The 16,218-nt window shown below is 71.2% G+C and carries 18 protein-coding genes; 5 read left to right on the top strand and 13 right to left on the bottom strand.

What is annotated here, in order from left to right; all coding sequences use genetic code 11:
* Positions 1–109 precede the first annotated feature (109 nt).
* Positions 110–457, bottom strand: coding sequence for a hypothetical protein (locus CP981_RS20785; protein WP_085928159.1), 348 nt, complete (start codon positions 455–457; stop codon positions 110–112).
* Between the two features lie 126 nt (positions 458–583).
* Positions 584–1,153: a PadR family transcriptional regulator gene (locus tag CP981_RS20790; protein WP_085928158.1), complete on the bottom strand. Its 570-nt coding sequence runs from the start codon at positions 1,151–1,153 to the stop codon at positions 584–586.
* Positions 1,154–1,287: 134 nt separating this feature from the next.
* Here CP981_RS20790 and CP981_RS20795 point away from each other — a divergent pair, with 134 nt between their 5' ends.
* Positions 1,288–1,719 carry a nuclear transport factor 2 family protein gene (locus tag CP981_RS20795; RefSeq protein WP_085928157.1) on the top strand — a complete coding sequence of 144 codons (432 nt, stop codon included), beginning with the start codon at positions 1,288–1,290 and terminating at the stop codon, positions 1,717–1,719.
* Positions 1,720–1,839: 120 nt separating this feature from the next.
* Here the strand turns inward: CP981_RS20795 and CP981_RS20800 are convergent.
* The 3 genes from CP981_RS20800 to CP981_RS20810 form a co-directional block, all read right to left on the bottom strand.
* Positions 1,840–2,684, bottom strand: a protein-coding gene (locus CP981_RS20800) for an IS5 family transposase (RefSeq protein ID WP_244329672.1) whose coding sequence is annotated in 2 segments (ribosomal slippage) — positions 1,840–2,354 and positions 2,354–2,684 — 846 coding nt in all. Because the reading frame shifts where the segments join, the coding sequence is not laid out codon by codon here.
* Between the two features lie 36 nt (positions 2,685–2,720).
* Complete coding sequence (locus CP981_RS20805) at positions 2,721–2,936, bottom strand: ferredoxin (protein WP_085928731.1); 216 nt, start codon at positions 2,934–2,936, stop codon at positions 2,721–2,723.
* A 102-nt stretch (positions 2,937–3,038) separates the two neighbouring features.
* Entirely contained in the window at positions 3,039–4,277 is a 1,239-nt protein-coding gene (locus CP981_RS20810) for a cytochrome P450 (RefSeq protein WP_208852962.1), read from the bottom strand.
* A gap of 323 nt (positions 4,278–4,600) precedes the next feature.
* On the opposite strand from CP981_RS20810, the gene CP981_RS20815 reads away from it, so the two are divergent.
* Entirely contained in the window at positions 4,601–5,098 is a 498-nt protein-coding gene (locus CP981_RS20815) for a MarR family winged helix-turn-helix transcriptional regulator (protein WP_085928730.1), read from the top strand.
* Between the two features lie 105 nt (positions 5,099–5,203).
* On the opposite strand, the gene CP981_RS20820 is transcribed toward CP981_RS20815, so the two are convergent.
* The 3 genes from CP981_RS20820 to CP981_RS20830 all read right to left on the bottom strand — a co-directional run bounded on the left by CP981_RS20820 (position 5,204) and on the right by CP981_RS20830 (position 7,900).
* Positions 5,204–6,364, bottom strand: coding sequence for a flotillin family protein (locus CP981_RS20820; RefSeq protein WP_085928729.1), 1,161 nt, complete (start codon positions 6,362–6,364; stop codon positions 5,204–5,206).
* A gap of 11 nt (positions 6,365–6,375) precedes the next feature.
* The gene (locus tag CP981_RS20825) at positions 6,376–6,627 is read right to left on the bottom strand and encodes a hypothetical protein (RefSeq protein ID WP_042150670.1); all 252 of its coding nucleotides are present in this window, start codon (positions 6,625–6,627) and stop codon (positions 6,376–6,378) included.
* A 457-nt stretch (positions 6,628–7,084) separates the two neighbouring features.
* Entirely contained in the window at positions 7,085–7,900 is an 816-nt protein-coding gene (locus CP981_RS20830) for a methyltransferase domain-containing protein (RefSeq protein ID WP_085928058.1), read from the bottom strand.
* Between the two features lie 289 nt (positions 7,901–8,189).
* Here CP981_RS20830 and pdxR point away from each other — a divergent pair, with 289 nt between their 5' ends.
* Positions 8,190–9,599: a MocR-like pyridoxine biosynthesis transcription factor PdxR gene (gene pdxR, locus CP981_RS20835; protein ID WP_085928059.1), complete on the top strand. Its 1,410-nt coding sequence runs from the start codon at positions 8,190–8,192 to the stop codon at positions 9,597–9,599.
* A gap of 249 nt (positions 9,600–9,848) precedes the next feature.
* Here the strand turns inward: pdxR and CP981_RS20840 are convergent, their stop codons facing one another.
* Together CP981_RS20840 and CP981_RS20845 are read right to left on the bottom strand one after the other, a co-directional pair.
* Entirely contained in the window at positions 9,849–11,378 is a 1,530-nt protein-coding gene (locus CP981_RS20840) for an IPT/TIG domain-containing protein (RefSeq protein WP_085928060.1), read from the bottom strand.
* 233 nt (positions 11,379–11,611) lie between these two features.
* Complete coding sequence (locus CP981_RS20845; RefSeq protein WP_085928061.1) at positions 11,612–12,070, bottom strand: nuclear transport factor 2 family protein; 459 nt, start codon at positions 12,068–12,070, stop codon at positions 11,612–11,614.
* A gap of 95 nt (positions 12,071–12,165) precedes the next feature.
* On the opposite strand from CP981_RS20845, the gene CP981_RS20850 reads away from it, so the two are divergent.
* Positions 12,166–12,765, top strand: coding sequence for a TetR/AcrR family transcriptional regulator (locus CP981_RS20850; protein WP_085928062.1), 600 nt, complete (start codon positions 12,166–12,168; stop codon positions 12,763–12,765).
* A gap of 122 nt (positions 12,766–12,887) precedes the next feature.
* Positions 12,888–13,292, top strand: a complete 405-nt coding sequence (locus CP981_RS20855) for a hypothetical protein (RefSeq protein WP_085928063.1) — start codon at positions 12,888–12,890, stop codon at positions 13,290–13,292.
* Positions 13,293–13,364: 72 nt separating this feature from the next.
* Here the strand turns inward: CP981_RS20855 and rocD are convergent, their stop codons facing one another.
* From rocD to CP981_RS20870, 3 genes are all read right to left on the bottom strand, one after another.
* Entirely contained in the window at positions 13,365–14,600 is a 1,236-nt protein-coding gene (gene rocD, locus CP981_RS20860) for an ornithine--oxo-acid transaminase (RefSeq protein ID WP_085928064.1), read from the bottom strand.
* A complete protein-coding gene (ddaH, locus tag CP981_RS20865; RefSeq protein ID WP_085928065.1) occupies positions 14,597–15,421 on the bottom strand; it encodes a dimethylargininase in 825 nt (274 codons plus the stop codon). The genes rocD and ddaH overlap by 4 nt, the downstream gene beginning before the upstream one ends.
* 255 nt (positions 15,422–15,676) lie before the next feature.
* Positions 15,677–16,171: an Lrp/AsnC family transcriptional regulator gene (locus CP981_RS20870; RefSeq protein WP_085928066.1), complete on the bottom strand. Its 495-nt coding sequence runs from the start codon at positions 16,169–16,171 to the stop codon at positions 15,677–15,679.
* Positions 16,172–16,218 lie beyond the last annotated feature (47 nt).

Here is a 16,218-nt window from a genome sequence, read left to right on the forward strand (position 1 = left end):
CCAGTGCCCCCTTCAACATATGCATGGTGTGCCTAGTACTGACGGAACCACCCTCCGGGGCAGGCCGGGGGGCGGCCGCCGGCCGTGCGCTCCGGCGGCCGGCGTCGGATCAGGCGAAGACCACCGAACGCACCTTCAGCCGCTCCGAGCCATGACCGCCGTTCGGCCGGAGGGTGAAGTAGTCCCCGGTGCAGTCGACGCCCGTGAACAGCGTGGCGACGGACGCGGTGTAGTTCTTCGGGGTGTGCGCGGGCGGTACGGCCGGGTCGGCCACCTCGGGCAGGGTGATGCACACCCGGCTCACCGGGTCGGGCAGCAGTCCCACGTGCGGGGTGCCGGTCTGGTCGGTGTAGACGTAGGTGAAGGGGCCGGTGGCCGCGCCCGCCGGGGAGGCGGGCAGGGACAGGGTGAGCGCGAGCGCGCTGACGGCGAGGGCGGTGGTGTGACGAAGACGCATACAGACATTCCTTCCGTTCCGGTTCTGTGCGGAATGTGTGCTTCCCGGCCTGCCGCCCGGTGATGTGCGTCGTCACACGAAGGAGTTGCGGCGAAACGATCCCTCGGCGGTTGTTCGGGCCGGGCGCTAGGGCTGCCGACCCCCGTCGTACCGCGCCCGCAAGATTTCGGCGCTCCGCTCGCACCAGTCGCGGGTCTCCCGTTCGAAAGCCAGACCGCGCAGACAGGTCAGATACGGGCCGAGCCGCGTGCCGTGGGCCAGGAAATCCGCCTCGTCCCTCCCGCCGCGCAGCCGCGCCGCCAGCTGTTCGAGGATCCCGGCCTTGGCGGCGGCGGTCCGGGCCCGCGCGGCCAGTTGCTCGATCACCGGCGCGGCCTCGATCCGGTCCACGGCCTGCACCTTGACCAGCAGATCGTCGCGGATGAACGACGGCTTGGCGGTGGCCGCCGCGAACCGCTCCAGCTCGGCCAGACCCTCCTCGGTGACATGGAACAGCCGCTTGTTGGGCCGGGTCTCCTGGATCACCTGGCGGCCGGCGATCAGCCCGTCCGCCTCGAGTTTGGTCAGCTCCGCGTAGAGCTGCTGCGGCAGTGCGTGCCAGAAATTGGCGACTCCGGCATCGAACGCCTTGGCCAGCTGATAGCCGCTGTACTCGCCGTCCAGCAGCGCCGCCAGCACCGCGTGCCTGAGAGCCATGGCCGGCCACCCCTTCCCATACTCAAGAATATGACTAATCATAGTCGTGACTATGAGGGCGAGGTCCATCGCCGCGGCCGGGGCATGGCCGGGGTCGCCCGGACCGCTGCCCGGCCGAGGCGAGGAGGAAAGTCATGGGGACGACCGCGGACCGCTTCAAGGCGGCGGTGGAGGCAAAGGAACTCGGCGCGGTGGAGGAGCTGTTCACCGAGGACGTCCGCCTCTACAGCCCGGTGAAGTTCACGCCCTTCGAGGGGCGGCCGATGGTGCTCGGGCTGTTCGGGGTGCTGCTGCGCACCTTCGAGGACTTCCGCTACGTCGGCGAGCTGACGGGCAGCGCACAGACGGCGGCGGGCCCGGACGGCGGCTCCGCCGACTCCACGGTCCTGATCTTCCGGGCCACCGTGAACGGCAAGGAGATCCACGGCATCGACCTGCTCCAGTTCGACGAGGCGGGCCGGATCAAGGAGTTCACGGTGATGGTGCGCCCGCAGTCCGCGGTGCATGCGCTGGGCGAGGCGGTGCTGGCCGGGCTGGTCGAGGACGGGCTGGTGCCCCAGGCGTAGGGCGGCCCGGCCGGACGGCCGCTGGGTGGAGGGGCGGCCGCGGCCGGACGGCGGCCCGCCTCGTGCACGGATGCCGTGGCAGGGCGGGCCGGAGAGCTCGGCTAGGTCGTTTCCTTCGGATCATCTGGCTGACCAGATGAAGATGGCGGCGAGGTGGAGTCCGGCGAGGTAGATGGTGGCGGTCTTGTCGTAGCGGGTGGCCAGGCCTCGCCACTGCTTGAGTTTGTTGATGCAGCGCTCGACCGTGTTGCGTTGCTTGTAGGCGTCGCGGTCGAAGGCCGGTGGCCTGCCGCCGCGGCTGCCGAGGCGTTTGCGGTGGGCGGCCTGGTCGGCGGGCTGTGGGATCACGGCCCGGATCCCGCGCCGGCGGAGATGGGTTCGGATCGCGCGGGACGAGTACGCCTTGTCGGCCAGGATTACCGTCGGCGTGATTTTGGGGCGGCCGGTCCTGCGCGGGACCCGTAAACGGGTCATGACTTCGGTGAACGCGGGTGCGTCACCGGCCTGACCGGGAGTGATGACGAAGGCCAGCGGACGGCAGTGGCCGTCGGCGGCGAGGTGGATCTTGGTGGTCAGTCCGCCGCGGGAGCGTCCGAGGGCATGGTCGACGGGCTCACCGGCCGGGGCCCCTTTTGACGGGCCCCGGCGGCGTGCTGGTGGGCACGGACGATGGTGGAGTCGACCGCGACGACCCAGTCCAGATCGCCTTCGGCGTCGGCCTGAGCCAGGAGGGCGGTGAAGACCTTCTCCCAGGTGCCGTCAGCGGCCCACTTCCGCAGCCGGTTGTGGGCGCCCTTCCAGGAGCCGAAGTGCTCGGGCAGGTCCATCCACGGTGTCCCGGTGCGGTACTTGAACGCGATCGCGTCGATCACCTGCCGGTGATCCCGCCACCGCCCTCCCCGTTTCGGAGTCCGGTCCGGCAGCAACGGCTCAATGCGGGCCCACTGGGCGTCAGTCAACGACACACCAGACCAACGATCAGATGATCTGAAAGAAACGGCCTAGACCCGTTCGGCCTGTTCGGTCTGCTCCACCGTGATCGCCGCGGCCGGGCAGATGGCCGCCGCCTCGTGCACCGCGTCATGCAGTGCGGCCGGCGGTTCGGCGTCGAGCAGCAGCACGATGCCGTCCTCCTCGCGCTGGTCGAACACCTCCGGCGCGGACAGCACACAGCTTCCGGCGCCGCAGCACTTGTCCTGGTCAATGGTGACGCGCATGGTTCTCTCCAAGATGGGCCGCCCGGCCCCTGACGGCCGTGGACGGACGGGCTGGAACGGGAGGACGGGAACGGCCGGGTCGGCGCTGCCGGGCGCGGGTGCTCACCACGCGACGGGCAGCGCGTGCACCCCGTAAATCCCCATGTCATGACGGAACGGGATGTCCTCGAAGGGGATGTCGAGCCGCAGGCCGGGCAGCCGGCGCAGCAGGGTTTCGAGGGCGATCTGGAGTTCCACCCGGGCGAGCGGCTGGCCCAGACACTGGTGGACGCCGAAGCCGAAGGCGACATGACGGCGGGCATCGCGGCCGACGTCGAGTGCGGCGCCCCCGGGGAAGATCTCCTCGTCGCGGTTGGCGGTGTTGAGCACGCACAGCACGCCCTCACCGGCGCGGATGGTGCGGCCGCCGATCGTGACGTCCTCGTCGGCGATCCGCGGGAGACCGTTGTGGACGATCGTCAGATAGCGCAGCAGCTCCTCGACGGCGCCCGTGATCAGCGAGGGCTCCGCGCGCAGCCGCGCCAGCTGATCGGGGTTGCGCAGCAGCGTGAGGGTGGACAGCGCGGTCATGTTGGCGGTGGTCTCATGGCCCGCGACCAGTAACAGCCGTCCCATGGAGGCGATGGCCGCGTTGTCGAGTTCCCCGCGGGCGACCAGTCGGCTGACGATGCCGTCATCGGGCGCACGCCGTTTGGACTCGGCGAGCCGGCTCAGGAAGTCCTGAAGCTCCTCCTGCGCGACGCGCACCTGCTCGACGCTCGACCGGAGGCTGAGCAGCACGCTGCTGCACTTCTGGAAGAACTCGTGGTCGTCATAGGGGACGCCGAGCAGCAGACAGATCACCAGGGACGGCAGCGGCAGCGCGAACTCCGCGACCAGGTCGGCCGCCTGCCGCCCCTCGGTCATCCGGTCGAGCAGCCCGTCGGCGATGCGCTGCACCTCGGGGCGCATCGCCGCCATCTTCTTCACCATGAAGTCGGCGGTGAGCATTCGGCGCAGCCGGGCGTGCTCGGGGTCGTCCTGGCGGATGAACGAGGGGTTTCCGGTGGCGAATTGCCGTCCGCCGGCGGTCAGGAACGGAAATCCCGGGCGGGTCGCATCGGCACTGAACCGTGGATCGCCGAGCACCTCCCGTACATCCTGATGCCGGGTCACCAGCCAACAGGAGGAGCCGTCCCACAGCGTGGCCCGGGTGATCGGCTCCTCACGGTGGGCCCGTGCGATCTCGGGGGCCGGGTCGAAGGGGCAGCCGGCGGCCCGTGCGGCGGGGACGGCGACGGGGGAGCGGCCGGTGTCCGGTCCGGTGTCCTGCTCCCTTGCGATGCGTTCTGTGGTCGTCATGCGGCTGGTCCTTCCACGATCGGGACACGGCGGTGCCGTGGCGAACGGTGCGGGTGGCGCCACTCCTTGACGGGACATACGAACTCGGCGGCCGATTCGGTGGTCGACTCGGCGGCCGCGGTGACCAGCGGAGATCACTGTCGGCGACAGCTAGTTACCTAACTTAAGCAACTAAGTTGTTTCTACGCTAACTCACCCTCGGAGGGGGCGGGAAGGGGAGAACGTGGTGCACACGAGGTTGGCTCAAACCGAGCCGACGCCCGTACGGAACGGGCAGGTCACGGGGCGGATCGCCGCGCCGCGCGGGCCGCTAAAGTGCCTGCATGCCGGACCCCGGAAGAGACCAGGATCCCACCGTCGCACTGCAAAGAGTGCTGGCCACGCTGTCCTACCTGCTCACCCGCTCCCGGGCGCACGAACGCCAGGCGGCCGAAGCGGGCGTCACGGCGGCCCGCTCCGATCTGTGGCTGCTGATGGCCCTGGAGGACAGCGGAGGCATCAGCAGGGTCGGTGATCTGGCCGCGCTGCTGATGGTCGAGCCGCCGCATGTCACCCGCCAGATCGGCCGGTTGGAGTCCCAGGACCTGGTCGAACGGACCCCGGACTCCCTCGACCGCCGTGCCCGCAAAGTGGCGATCACCCCGCACGGCAAGGCCGTCCTCAACCGTCTGCAACAAACCAGCCATGCCGGCCTCCACGAGGCCCTCGCCGGATTCGACGACACCGACATCGCCGCCACCGTCGCCGTCCTCAACCACCTGGTGGCCTACGCCCGCCGCAAGCACTCGGACGAGGAACGGCAGCGGGGGCGGGGGATGTGAGGAGGGCGGGGCGGAGCAGGGCGGAGGCGGAGTAGGGGGGAGTCTTCGGCCCGCCTCCGACTCCGCCTCTGCCCGGCCCCGGTTTCCGTCCCCGCCCCGTCGCTGCTACTCGATCTCGACGCGGCCGCTGTGGCCGTTGGCCGTTCCGGAGCCGCCGTTCTTGTCGGCGCCGGTGTCCTGCCCGTCGGGGGTGCCGAGGTTGCGGCGGACCGAGTCGAGGATGGTCAGGCCCTGGCCGACCAGGCCGGCGGCGATCTCACCGAGACCGTCGGTGCCGTTGAGGACATTGACGTTGGCGTTGGCCAGGCCCGCGGAGGCCTCCTTGACGATCTGCGGGAGCTGGTCGATGAGCATCCGGTCCAGGGCCACCCGGTCGTGCGAGGCGGCGGCCTCGGCCTGGATCTTCATCCGCTCGGCCTCGGCCAGCGCCAGCAGACGGATCCGCTCGGCCTCCGCCTCGGCGGGCTTGACCACCTCGGCCACCAGCTCCTGCTGACGCAACCGGGCCGCGCGCTCGGCGAGTTCGGTCTGCGCGGCGAGGACTTCCTGCTGGGCGTGGGCCTGGGCGAGCGGGCCGGCCTGGGCGGCGTGGGCCTGGGCGCGGTCCACCTCGGCGTTGTACTCGGCCTGGACCACGGCGGTCTGCCGGGAGTACTCGGCCTGATTACGCGCGGCCTCCTGCTGCGCCTCGACCGAGGCCTGGGTGGCCTTGGCCTGGGCGATCTGTGCCTGCCGCTGGATGGCGGCCTTGTGCGGGGCGGACATCGCCTCGATATAGCCGGTCTCGCCGTCGTCGATCGACTGGATCTGCAACGAGTCGACGATCAGACCGATCTTCGCCATCTCGGTCTTGGAGGTCTCCAGGACCTCGGTGGCCAGCTTCTGCCGCTCGGTGACGATCTCCTCGACCGTCATCGAACCGATGATGGAGCGCAGGTGGCCCGCGAAGATCCGGCCGGTCAGTACCGACATCTGGTCCTGGTCGGACAGGAACCGCTGACCGGCGTTGACCACGCTCTCGGTGTCGTTGCCGACCTTGAACGCGATCACGGCGCGGACCGTCAGTGCGATGCCCTGCCGGGTCACACAGGTCTCGGCGACCTCCGCCTCACACATCGCCAGGGTCAGAAAGCGGACCTTGCGAAAGACCGGCAGCACGAACTTGCCGTGCCCGGTCACCACTCGGAATGGTGCGCCCCCTTGTCCACGCCTGCCGCCCGAAATCAGCATGGCTTGATCGGGGGCAGGAACGCGGTAACCGAACATCCTTAGTCTCCTCAGCCTGCGTCGCCGGCCCCGCCGGTCAACGCGTCCAACGGATCGGCCCACTCCATGACGTCGACCTGGCGACTGCCACGGGACTCGATGACGAGCACGGTCGCCCCTACCGGAAGGGGCTCGGCGGACCAGGCGAGAAAGGCCTCTGAGCCGCCCCTGATCCGCACCAGAACCTCACCGGGGCCGGCAGCCCCACGAGTGCCGATCAGAAGCACTCCCGTACAGCCGATCACGGCATCGTCCTGTGCCATTGGCGGCTGCCCTCCCCCGTTTACGTTCCTGGAAATTCGACCTTAGCGCTCCGGTGTGCGGCGGCCTATGGCGGGAGGGCGGCGAGTTGGGATACCGGTCCGGGGCGATCTCCCGGTGCCGGCCGGGGTCTGGAACCCGGCCGTCCGGTCCGGGGAGGCGGCTCCCCTCCCACCCCCGAACCCACCCCCCGCCCCCTCCCCCCGAAGGGGGAGGAGGGGGAGGGGGCGGGGGAAGCGTTGCTCGGCCGCCGGCTTTGGCGGCCGCTGGCTCGGCGGGTTCCGGTCATGGCAGGCCCCGACGCCCCGACGCCCCGGGGGCACCGGACACGAGGCCCCCTGCGGGCCCGTCCCCCTGCGGGCCCGTCCCCCTGCGGGCCCGTCCCCCTGCGGGCCCGTCCCCCTGCGGGCCCGTCCCCCTGCGGGCCCGTCCCCCTGCGGGCCCCGCCCCACCCTCCCCCTACGGGTTGACCCCCACCGCCTTGAAGAAGGTGTAGTGGAAGGTCCCGCCCTCGTCGGCGGTCAGTCGTAGGTCGGCGATGCCGCGGTCCCAGTCGGCGGCGGTGGTCAGGCCGGTGCTCAGCGCCTCGTCCCGGACCGCTTCGACCATGGCGATGAAGGTCTTCCGGGTGAGGCCGTCCACCAGCGCGGGGCGGGTGGCGTCGGCGTAGGCCGTCCGCGGTCGGACCACCACCTGGTCGAATCCGGCGCCGGTGAGCAGCGGCTGCAATGCCCGTCCGAGCAGCGCGTTTCCGCCGGCCGCGGCCTGTAGCCGCACCTGGTGGCCGATCACCTCATGGGCGTGAATGCTGTCCGGGTGGAGGAGCACCGAGCCGTGATCACCTTCGATCACGGTCAGGGTGCCGCCGGGGCGAAGGACGCGCCGTAGCGCGGCCAGTGCGTGGTCCGGGTCCGGGAGGTGTTCCAGCACGAAGCAGGCGAAGACATGGTCGAACGCGGCCGTGTCGAAGGGGAGGTGGTGGAGGTCGGCGGTGTGCCACTCCACGTCGGCCCCGGGCTCTTGCGCCGTCACATAGGAGCGGGCCTGCGCCAGCGACTCCGCGGACCGGTCGATGGCGGTGATCCGCGCTCCGGGGCTGTTCCTGGCCAGATGTACGGTCTGGGCGCCCACCCCGCAGCCGACCTCCAGCACCCGGCTGCCGGCGGCGTACGCCGTACCCGCGTGCAGCAACGCGGCCAGCGTGTCCGCCTGGTCTCCGAGGCGACGTGCCTCCTGCGGTGAATAGCCGTGTACGTAGGCCGTGTTCGTCTTCATGCCTTCACCGTGGCGGGACAATGGCCCGGTGCACAGGTCCAAAGAGCACCCTGCCAACCGGTCCATAACCTCCTCGCGGCCCCCCACCCCTCCGCCCTCCTCGCCTGCGGCTGCGCCATCAGCCTCGCCCCCGCCAGCCCCAGCGCCCCCGGCTCCGCCGGCCCCCTCGCCCCCGTCCCCTCCGCCTACGGCTCCGTCACCCCCAGCGCCCCCGGACTCCCCGTCCCGTCGCGCGTCCCCCGCCCCCGGTTCCTCCGACTTCCTTCAGCTCGACCTCGGGGACGCGCCCGTGGGCGGCCGGTCGGACTGGCTGGCTCGGGAGTTGCGGCGGGCCGTCGCGGATGGCCGGCTGCCGGTCGGGAGCAGGCTGCCCGCGACGCGGACGCTCGCCGCTGACCTGCGGGTATCGCGGGGGGTGGTCACCGAGGCCTATCAGCGGCTGACCGAGGCCGGGCAGCTTGCCGGGCGGGGGAGGGGCGGCACGGTCGTTGTCGCCGCGCCCGTGACGGCCGTCGCGAGGACCACGGGAGGGGCGCGCGGCGTCCATCGGACGCCTGCTCCGTTCGCCGCGCCGCCCGGGCCGGAGATCTTCGACGAGCTGCGCACCGCACCCGCACGGATCGACCTCTCGCCCGGGCTGCCGGACCTGGCGGCCTTCCCCCGTACGGCCTGGCTGCGCGCCGAACGCGCGGTGCTGGCGGACCTCCCGTCGGCCGACTTCGGATACGGGGACCCACGCGGCACCGCCGCACTGCGCCGGGCCGTCGCCGACTGGCTGGCCCGTAACCGCGGGATCCGGGCGGACCCGGACGAGGTGCTGATCGTCGCCGGCACCGCGCAGGGGCTCGGGCTGATCGCCGACGTGCTGCACCGCGACGGGGTTTCGGCGATCGCGGTGGAGGACCCCGGATCGCTGGGCGCACGGCAGCATCTCCAGTACGCGCGGATGGCGACGCCGCCGGTCCCGGTGGACGAGGACGGGATACGGGTCGACGCGCTGCGGGCGAGCGGTGCGCGGGCCGTGCTGCTCACCCCGGCGCACCAGTTCCCGACCGGGGTGGTGCTCGGTGGCGCACGGCGTCGTGAGCTGATGCGGTGGGCGGCCGACGGCGGCCTGATCATCGAGGACGACTACGACGCCGAGCACCGCTACGACCGCGCGCCGGTCCCCGCCCTGCGCTCGCTCCTCCCCGAGCAGGTCTGTTACGCCGGGAGTGTCTCCAAGCTGCTGGCCCCCGCGCTACGGGTGGGCTGGCTGCTGCCGCCGCCCAAGTACCGGCAGGCGCTGATCGACGCCAAACGGTTCGCCGATCTCGGCAATGCCGCACTGCCCCAACTGGTTCTGGCCCGGCTGATGGAGTCCGGCGAACTGGAGCGCCGGCTGCGGCTGTCGCGCCACCGCCATCGCCGCCGCCGGGACGCGATGATCGCGGCGATCCGCGCCCATCTGCCGGGCGCGACCGTGCACGGTGCCGCGGCGGGCCTGCATCTGACGCTCACCTTCGGACCGGACGATTACCGGGGCTCCGATACGGACCTGGCGGCGGCCGCCCTCGCCCACGGCGTCAAGGTCCACCCGCTTTCCTGGCACCGCCAACGCCCGTCCCTACCGGGCCTGGTGCTCGGCTACGCCGCCCGCACACGGGACGAGATCACGCAGGGCCTGGCCGTCGTCGGCGAGGTGCTGAGCAACGGGTGACGGGCCGCGCGCCACCCTGCCTCCGGCAGCGGTCCGGGCCTGTACCGGCCTGGGTCGGCCGGGTACCGGCCCGCACCGGCCCGCACCGGCCCGCACCGGCCCGCACCGGTCCGCAGGCCCGCACCGGCCCGGACGGCCCCCGCCGGCCCGTGCGCTCCACGAACATGAGCACACGGACCGGCAGGTGGGGTCGGCGGCCCTGGCGGCGTTCGGCCCGGCAGTTGGCACCGCCCAGCCGTACCCACGCGGTCAGGGTTCGATGACCGGCGCGCTGGCGCTGGACGGGGACAGGGTGGCCGTCGGGGTGACCGCGCCGGCGAAGCTGACCTCGTAGCCGTGGTTGATGAGGATGAGGGTCAGGGTGAGCGTCTCGTTCACCCGGGCGACGCCCTGTGCGTCGGTGTTGGCGATGCCCAGGACGTTGCTGCCGGCCTTGAACAGGATCGGCTGGTTGGGCACCGGGAGGCCGGTGACCTGGTCGGTCAGCGTGGCCGTCAGGAACGGGAAGTACACGTGCGGCGGGAACAGCTTCGTCAGCGCCGGGGTCGCGGTCAGCGAGGTGGCGTGGACGGGGAGCACGTAGGTGAAGCCGCCCACCAGCGTGGCGCTGTCACCAGGGGTGGTGACGGTGACGTTTGCGGGACCGGCCACCCCGGGCGGAGTGATCGCGGTGAGCTGCGTACCGGTGGCGTTGACCATCACGCCGGTGGCGGGGTTGCCGCCGATGGTGACGGTCGCCCCGGTCAGGTTGGTGCCGTTGATCGTCACCGGCGTGCCGCCCGTGATGAGCCCGCTGTTGGGGGTGATGCCGGTCAGCGTCGGGTCGAACTGGATGACGCTGACATTGGCCCCGGCGATGTTGGTGACGTAGACCTTGTTGTTGGGGGCGACCACCAGGGCGACCGGCTGGCTGCCGACAGGGATCGGCACGCCGACGGCCATGTTGGTGACACTGTCGATCACCGTGACGTCGTTCGACCCCCGGTTGGCTGTGTAGACCTTGCCGTCGGCTGCGGCCGTGATGCCCCAGGGGTTGGTGCCGACGGGGATCGGGGCGCCCACGACGGTGTCCGAGACGGTGTTGATCACCGTCACGTTGCTGGACCCGATGTTGGCGACGTAGGCGTTGCCGTTGGGGGAGATCGCCACGAAGTTCGGCTGGGCGCCGACGGGAATCGTGGTGAGGACCAGGCTGGTGGCGGTGTCGATCACCGTCACGGTGTTCGCGTTCCGGTTGGCGACGTAGGCCTTGCCGTTGGTGACCGCGATGCCGACCGGGCCGCTGCCGGTGGGGATCGCGGCGCCGACGGCGGTGTTGGTGGCGGTGTCGATCTCCTGCACGCTGTTCGCCGTGAAGCGGCTGACGTAGACATTGCCGCTGGGGATGACCGCCGCCGCGGCGGGGCCGCCGCTGAGGGCGATCGTGGTGAGGACGGTGCTGGTGGCGGTGTCGATCACCGTCACGGAGTTGGAGACGTTGTTGGGGACGTAGGCGCTGCCGTCGGGGGCAACGGTCAGCCAGACCGGCGTGGTGCCGGTCGGGATCGCGGCGCCGATGACGGTGTCCGTGGCGGTGTCGATGGTCTGCACATTGTTCGATCCGGAGTTGGTGACGTAGAGGTCACCGTTGGGGATGAACGCCAGCCCGACCGGGTTGGTCCCGACCGGGATCGCGGTGACGGCCAGGAACGTCGTGGGTACCGCCGTGGCCCGCACCGGGCCGGGAGTGGCGGCCGGCTCCAGCAGACTCTGCGCCGACGTCGAGAGTTGAGTACTCATGTGGACCCCTTCGGTGGGGGCCGTCCAGAGATCCCGCTCCGGGGCGCCACAACTACAGGCCCCGCGTCGCAAAAAAAGCGATGGGCCGCGCATCCCCGAGGAGGGATGGGCAGCCCATTGGTCGGTCGCCTTCTTGCTTCCCGCGCCGCGGGGCGGGAAACCCCTGCCCTGACCGGCGTGTGGTGCCTTCTCGAAGGTTTTGCGGACGGGGAGTTCCCGCCGGCGCACGCCGGTCAGCGGAACGGGAGCGGCCGTCCGCGCTCCTCCTCCGGCCGGGGGCCGAAGATGCGCCGGTCCGCCTCCGCGATCGCGACATCGTGGATACCGGCCTCCCGGCGCCGCATCAGCCCGTCCGCGTCGAACTCCCACAGCTCGTTGCCGTAGCTGCGCCACCACTGGCCGGCCGCGTCATGGGACTCGTACTGGAAGCGCACCGCGATGCGGTTGCCGCTGTACGACCAGAGCTCCTTGCGCAGCGCGTAGTCCAGCTCCCGGGCCCACTTCCGGCGCAGGAAGGCGACGATCTCGTCGCGGCCGGTGAGGAAGGTGTCGCGGTTCCGCCAGACCGAGTCCTCGGTGTAGGCGAGGGCGACCCGCTCCGGGTCGCGGGTGTTCCAGGCGTCCTCGGCCGCCTGCACCTTCTGCTGTGCGCCCGGCTCGTCGAACGGGGGGAAGGGTGCGCGTGGCGCCATGGCGAACTCCCTTTCGCACAATCGGAGAACGATCGTTCTCCCTCGGTCGGCTAGTGTAGAGAACGACCGTTCTCCTGGAAAGCCCCGGAAGTGCCATGGACCTCGATGAAGCCCGTACGCGGATACTCGACGCCGCGGAGAAGCTGTTCTACGACCGCGGCATCCAGGCCGTCGGGATGGATGAACTCCGCACCGCCGCCGGGGTGTCGCTCAAGCGCCTCTACCAGTGCTTCCCCGCCAAGCACGACCTCGTCGAGGCGTATCTGCGCCGCCGTGACACCCGCTGGCGCGCCGCACTCGCCGAGTACGTAGACGCGCACGCCGACGGCCCCGCGGACCGGCCGCTCGCGGTCTTCGACTGGCTGGGCGCGTGGTTCGCGGAGGACGGCTTCCGCGGCTGTGCCTTCGTCCACGCGTACGGGGAGCTGGGGGCGACCTCCGACCGGGTCGGCCGGGTCGCGCGGGAGCACAAGGAGGCGCTGCTGGGGTACGTGGTCGGTCTGGTGCGAGCGGTGCCGGTGGGTGAACCGGAGGTGCTGGCACGGCAGTTGGTGCTGCTGATCGACGGGGCGATCGTGGGCGCCGCCCTCATGGGCGAGCCCGGCGCCGCCCGGCAGGCCCGTACCGCCGCCGCAGCGCTCATGGCGGCGGCGGGGAGCGCCGCGGGAACGGGGGTGGCGCGCAACGGAACCTGATGGCACAGGAGTTCGAAGACCGACTAAGATCAACTACGTGCACGCGGTACCCGCCACGCCCCATTCGTGGCGGGCTTTTCGCGTCTTCCGCCGGTATTTCGAGGAGAGGACTCCCCCCACACATGACCCGTTCGAAGCTGCTCCGCGCCCTGACCGTCGCCGGCACGATCGCGCTGAGCGCCGTCGCCACCACCCCGGCCGCGCATGCCGCCGCCTCCTCCTGCACCCACGACTGGTCGGGGCCGCAGATCTGCATCAAGACCGATGGCAGGGACGGCACGCCCCAGCCCGGCACCGTCACCGCGACCTGGACCAACCCGCCCAAGAGCCGGCAGTCCGCGACCGTCTACCTCACCGCTACGGACGGCGGGAGCAGCTACTCCTTCAAGGCGAAGCGGTCCGGTGACCAGATCGTCGGCCGCACCGCCCCGGGGATCCAGCCGAGCGGCAGCACGCTCTGTGTCCGTTTCAAGGGCAGCTCGCACAAGGCCTGCCTGGAGATGATCAACCGCAACGGCTCGTTCTAGCGCCACGCGGACACCACGCGGCCGCAGCTCACCCGAGCTGCGGCCGCGTCGGCCGTTCGGCGGGGAGCCGGGTCAGCCCAGCGCCCGCTCCAGGCTGTCCAGCGCCGAGGCCAGTTCCTCGGGGGTGATGGTCAGCGGCGGGGCCAGCCGGATCGTGGAGCCATGGGTGTCCTTGACCAGGACGCCTTCCTTCAGCAGACGTTCGCTGATCTCCCGGCCGGTGCCCAGGGCGGGGTCGATGTCGACACCGGCCCACAGGCCGCGGGCGCGGAAACCGGTCACGCCCTTCCCGGTCAGGACGGCCAGGCCGTCGCGCAGTACGGCGCCGAGTTCGGTGGCGCGGCGCTGGAACTCGCCGGTGGCGAGCAGCTCGATCACGGCCGAACCGACCGCCGCCGCCAGCGGGTTGCCGCCGAAGGTCGAGCCGTGCTGGCCGGGGCCGATCACGCCGAGCACGTCGCGGCGGGCGACGACCGCGGAGACCGGGACGATGCCGCCGCCGAGCGCCTTGCCGAGCAGCAGCATGTCCGGCACCACGGACTCGTGCTCGACCGCGAGGGTGGTGCCGGTGCGGCCCAGCCCGGACTGGATCTCGTCGGCGATGAACAGACAGCCGTTGCGCCGGGTCAGTTCGCGTACGCCGGTGAGGTAGCCGTCGTCGGGGATCAGGACGCCCGCCTCGCCCTGGATGGGCTCGATCAGCACGGCGGCCGTCGTCTCGTCCAGGGCCGCTTCCAGCGCGGCGAGGTCGTTGTACGGGACGGTGCGGAAGCCGGGGGCGAAGGGGCCGAAGCCGACGCGGGCGGTGTCGTCGTCGGAGAAGCCGACGATGGTGGTCGTCCGGCCGTGGAAGTTGCCGCCCGCCACCACGATCGTCGCGCGGTCCGCGGGGACGCCCTTGATGTCGTACGCCCACTTGCGGGCGACCTTGATGCCGCTCTCCACCGCCTCGGCGCCGGTGTTCATGGGCAGCACCATGTCCAGGCCGGTCAGCTCGGCGAGGCCCTCGGCGAAACCCGCCAGCCGGTCGTTGTGGAACGCCCGCGAGGTGAGGGTGAGCTGGTCGAGCTGGCGGTGCGCGGCCTCGATCAGGGCCGGGTGGCGATGGCCGAAGTTGAGGGCCGAATAGCCGGCCAGCATGTCGAGGTAGCGGCGCCCCTCGACGTCCTCGACCCAGACCCCTTCGGCGCGCGCGACCACCACGGGCAGCGGGTGGTAGTTGTGCGCGAGAACCGGGCTCTCGGCCTGGATGAGCTCCGCGGACGAACGGGGAGCGCCAACCTGGGCGGTACGGGTGGGAGCGGTCATGAGCGGATCTCCTGGGTGCAGCACTTGATGCCGCCGCCGGCCTTGTGGAACTCCGACAGGTCGACGGGGACGGGGACATAGCCGTGCGCGCTGAGCTGAGCGATCAGGCCGGATGCCTGCGGGGCGACGAAGACATGGCGGCCGTCGGAGACGGAGTTGAGGCCGAAGGCCATGGCGTCCTCCCGGGTGGCGAGCACCGCGTCGGGGAACAGCCGCCGCAGCACCTCACGGCTGCCGGACGAGAACGCCTCGGGGTAGTAGGCGATATGCGCCTCGCCCGTCTCCGGCGATTCGCCGAGGACGAAGAGCGCGGTGTCCAGGTGGTAGAAGTACGGGTCCACCAGCTGGAGGCCGATCGTCGGCACGCCGAAGAACTCCTGCACCTCGCGATGCGCCGCCGGGGTGGTGCGAAAGCCGGTGCCCGCCAGGATGAAGCGGCCGGCCGGGACGAGATCGCCCTCGCCCTCGCACGCTGACTCCGGCCGGTAGACGTCGTAGCCGGCCGCCTTGAACCAGGTCTCGTACTCCGTGGACTCCGGCCGCCGCTGCGGCGCGTGGAAGTGCGAGCCGAAGACCCGGCCGCCCACGACCAGCGCGGAGTTCGCCGCGAACACCATGTCCGGCAGGCCGGGCACCGGGGGCACCGTCTCCACGGTGTGCCCATGGGCGCGGTAGGTGCCCATCAGCGCCTCCCACTGGCGCCCCGCGAGCGCGGTGTCCACGGGCACGTCCGCCCGCATCCAGGGATTGATCGCGTAATGCACGGCGAAGTGTCTGGGCTCGCAGACCAGATAGCGCCGGGGGCGGGACTCACGACTCATCGGCACGGGACGATCCCTTCGCTTCCTCGGGCAATGCGGGGTGACCAGGGGTCACAGAGGGTCACCCCGATGGCTCCAAGGTAAGGAGCGAGGGATTCGGGCCACAAGCAACAAATGCTGCTGATCGGCGCAGCAATGCTGCGTGTTTCTGAGCTTTCACGCAGCTTTGCTGCGCGCTTTCCGTCCCGGATTCCGCTTCCCCGGAGGGCGTGCCCGGCTTCCGAAGGCTGTGACGGGCCACGCGCACCGGGCGCCTCAGCGGGCGGCTCCTCCGGAGGGCTGCTGGGCGCCCGCCTCCGGGCTGTCCGGCAGCAGATGGGACAGCACCATGTAACTGATCGTCTTGCGGATGAACGGCTCGGCCCGGATGCGTTCGAGCACCTCCTCGAAGTGCTCCACATCGGTCGCCCGTACGTGCAGCAGCGCATCCGCGCCACCGGTGACCGTCATCGCCGCCGCGATCTCCGGGTGGTTGCGCACCACCTCCGCGAGCCGGCGGGGCGGCGCCGCGCTGTCGCAGTACACCTCGACATACGCCTCGGTCAGCCAGCCCAGCGCGGCCGGCCGGACGGTGGCGGTGAACCCCGTGATGACGTTGTTCTCCCGCATCCGGTCCACCCGCCGCTTCACCGCGGTGGACGACAGCCCGACCGCCGCCCCGATCTCCGCGAAGCTCGCCCGGCCGTTGTCGATCAGCGCCGCCACGATCTTGCGGTCGAGGTCGTCGAAGGGCACGGCCTTGTGGGTCACTGGGCCTCCCGATCCCGTCCCGGTCCCGCGTCCTCGCGGGTGCCTCA

Origin of the sequence: Streptomyces platensis, assembly GCF_008704855.1 — a bacterium.
GTDB classification, from domain to species: domain Bacteria; phylum Actinomycetota; class Actinomycetes; order Streptomycetales; family Streptomycetaceae; genus Streptomyces; species Streptomyces platensis.

What these genes read in the sequence shown, in the direction of transcription:
- CP981_RS20785 (WP_085928159.1), bottom strand. Translation starts at nt 457, where the DNA reads ATGCGTCTTCGTCACACCACCGCCCTCGCCGTCAGCGCGCTCGCGCTC.
- CP981_RS20790 (WP_085928158.1), bottom strand. Translation starts at nt 1,153, where the DNA reads ATGGCTCTCAGGCACGCGGTGCTGGCGGCGCTGCTGGACGGCGAGTAC.
- CP981_RS20795 (WP_085928157.1), top strand. Translation starts at nt 1,288, where the DNA reads ATGGGGACGACCGCGGACCGCTTCAAGGCGGCGGTGGAGGCAAAGGAA.
- CP981_RS20805 (WP_085928731.1), bottom strand. Translation starts at nt 2,936, where the DNA reads ATGCGCGTCACCATTGACCAGGACAAGTGCTGCGGCGCCGGAAGCTGT.
- CP981_RS20810 (WP_208852962.1), bottom strand. Translation starts at nt 4,277, where the DNA reads ATGACGACCACAGAACGCATCGCAAGGGAGCAGGACACCGGACCGGAC.
- CP981_RS20815 (WP_085928730.1), top strand. Translation starts at nt 4,601, where the DNA reads ATGCCGGACCCCGGAAGAGACCAGGATCCCACCGTCGCACTGCAAAGA.
- CP981_RS20820 (WP_085928729.1), bottom strand. Translation starts at nt 6,364, where the DNA reads ATGTTCGGTTACCGCGTTCCTGCCCCCGATCAAGCCATGCTGATTTCG.
- CP981_RS20825 (WP_042150670.1), bottom strand. Translation starts at nt 6,627, where the DNA reads ATGGCACAGGACGATGCCGTGATCGGCTGTACGGGAGTGCTTCTGATC.
- CP981_RS20830 (WP_085928058.1), bottom strand. Translation starts at nt 7,900, where the DNA reads ATGAAGACGAACACGGCCTACGTACACGGCTATTCACCGCAGGAGGCA.
- CP981_RS20840 (WP_085928060.1), bottom strand. Translation starts at nt 11,378, where the DNA reads ATGAGTACTCAACTCTCGACGTCGGCGCAGAGTCTGCTGGAGCCGGCC.
- CP981_RS20845 (WP_085928061.1), bottom strand. Translation starts at nt 12,070, where the DNA reads ATGGCGCCACGCGCACCCTTCCCCCCGTTCGACGAGCCGGGCGCACAG.
- CP981_RS20850 (WP_085928062.1), top strand. Translation starts at nt 12,166, where the DNA reads ATGGACCTCGATGAAGCCCGTACGCGGATACTCGACGCCGCGGAGAAG.
- CP981_RS20855 (WP_085928063.1), top strand. Translation starts at nt 12,888, where the DNA reads ATGACCCGTTCGAAGCTGCTCCGCGCCCTGACCGTCGCCGGCACGATC.
- rocD (WP_085928064.1), bottom strand. Translation starts at nt 14,600, where the DNA reads ATGACCGCTCCCACCCGTACCGCCCAGGTTGGCGCTCCCCGTTCGTCC.
- ddaH (WP_085928065.1), bottom strand. Translation starts at nt 15,421, where the DNA reads ATGAGTCGTGAGTCCCGCCCCCGGCGCTATCTGGTCTGCGAGCCCAGA.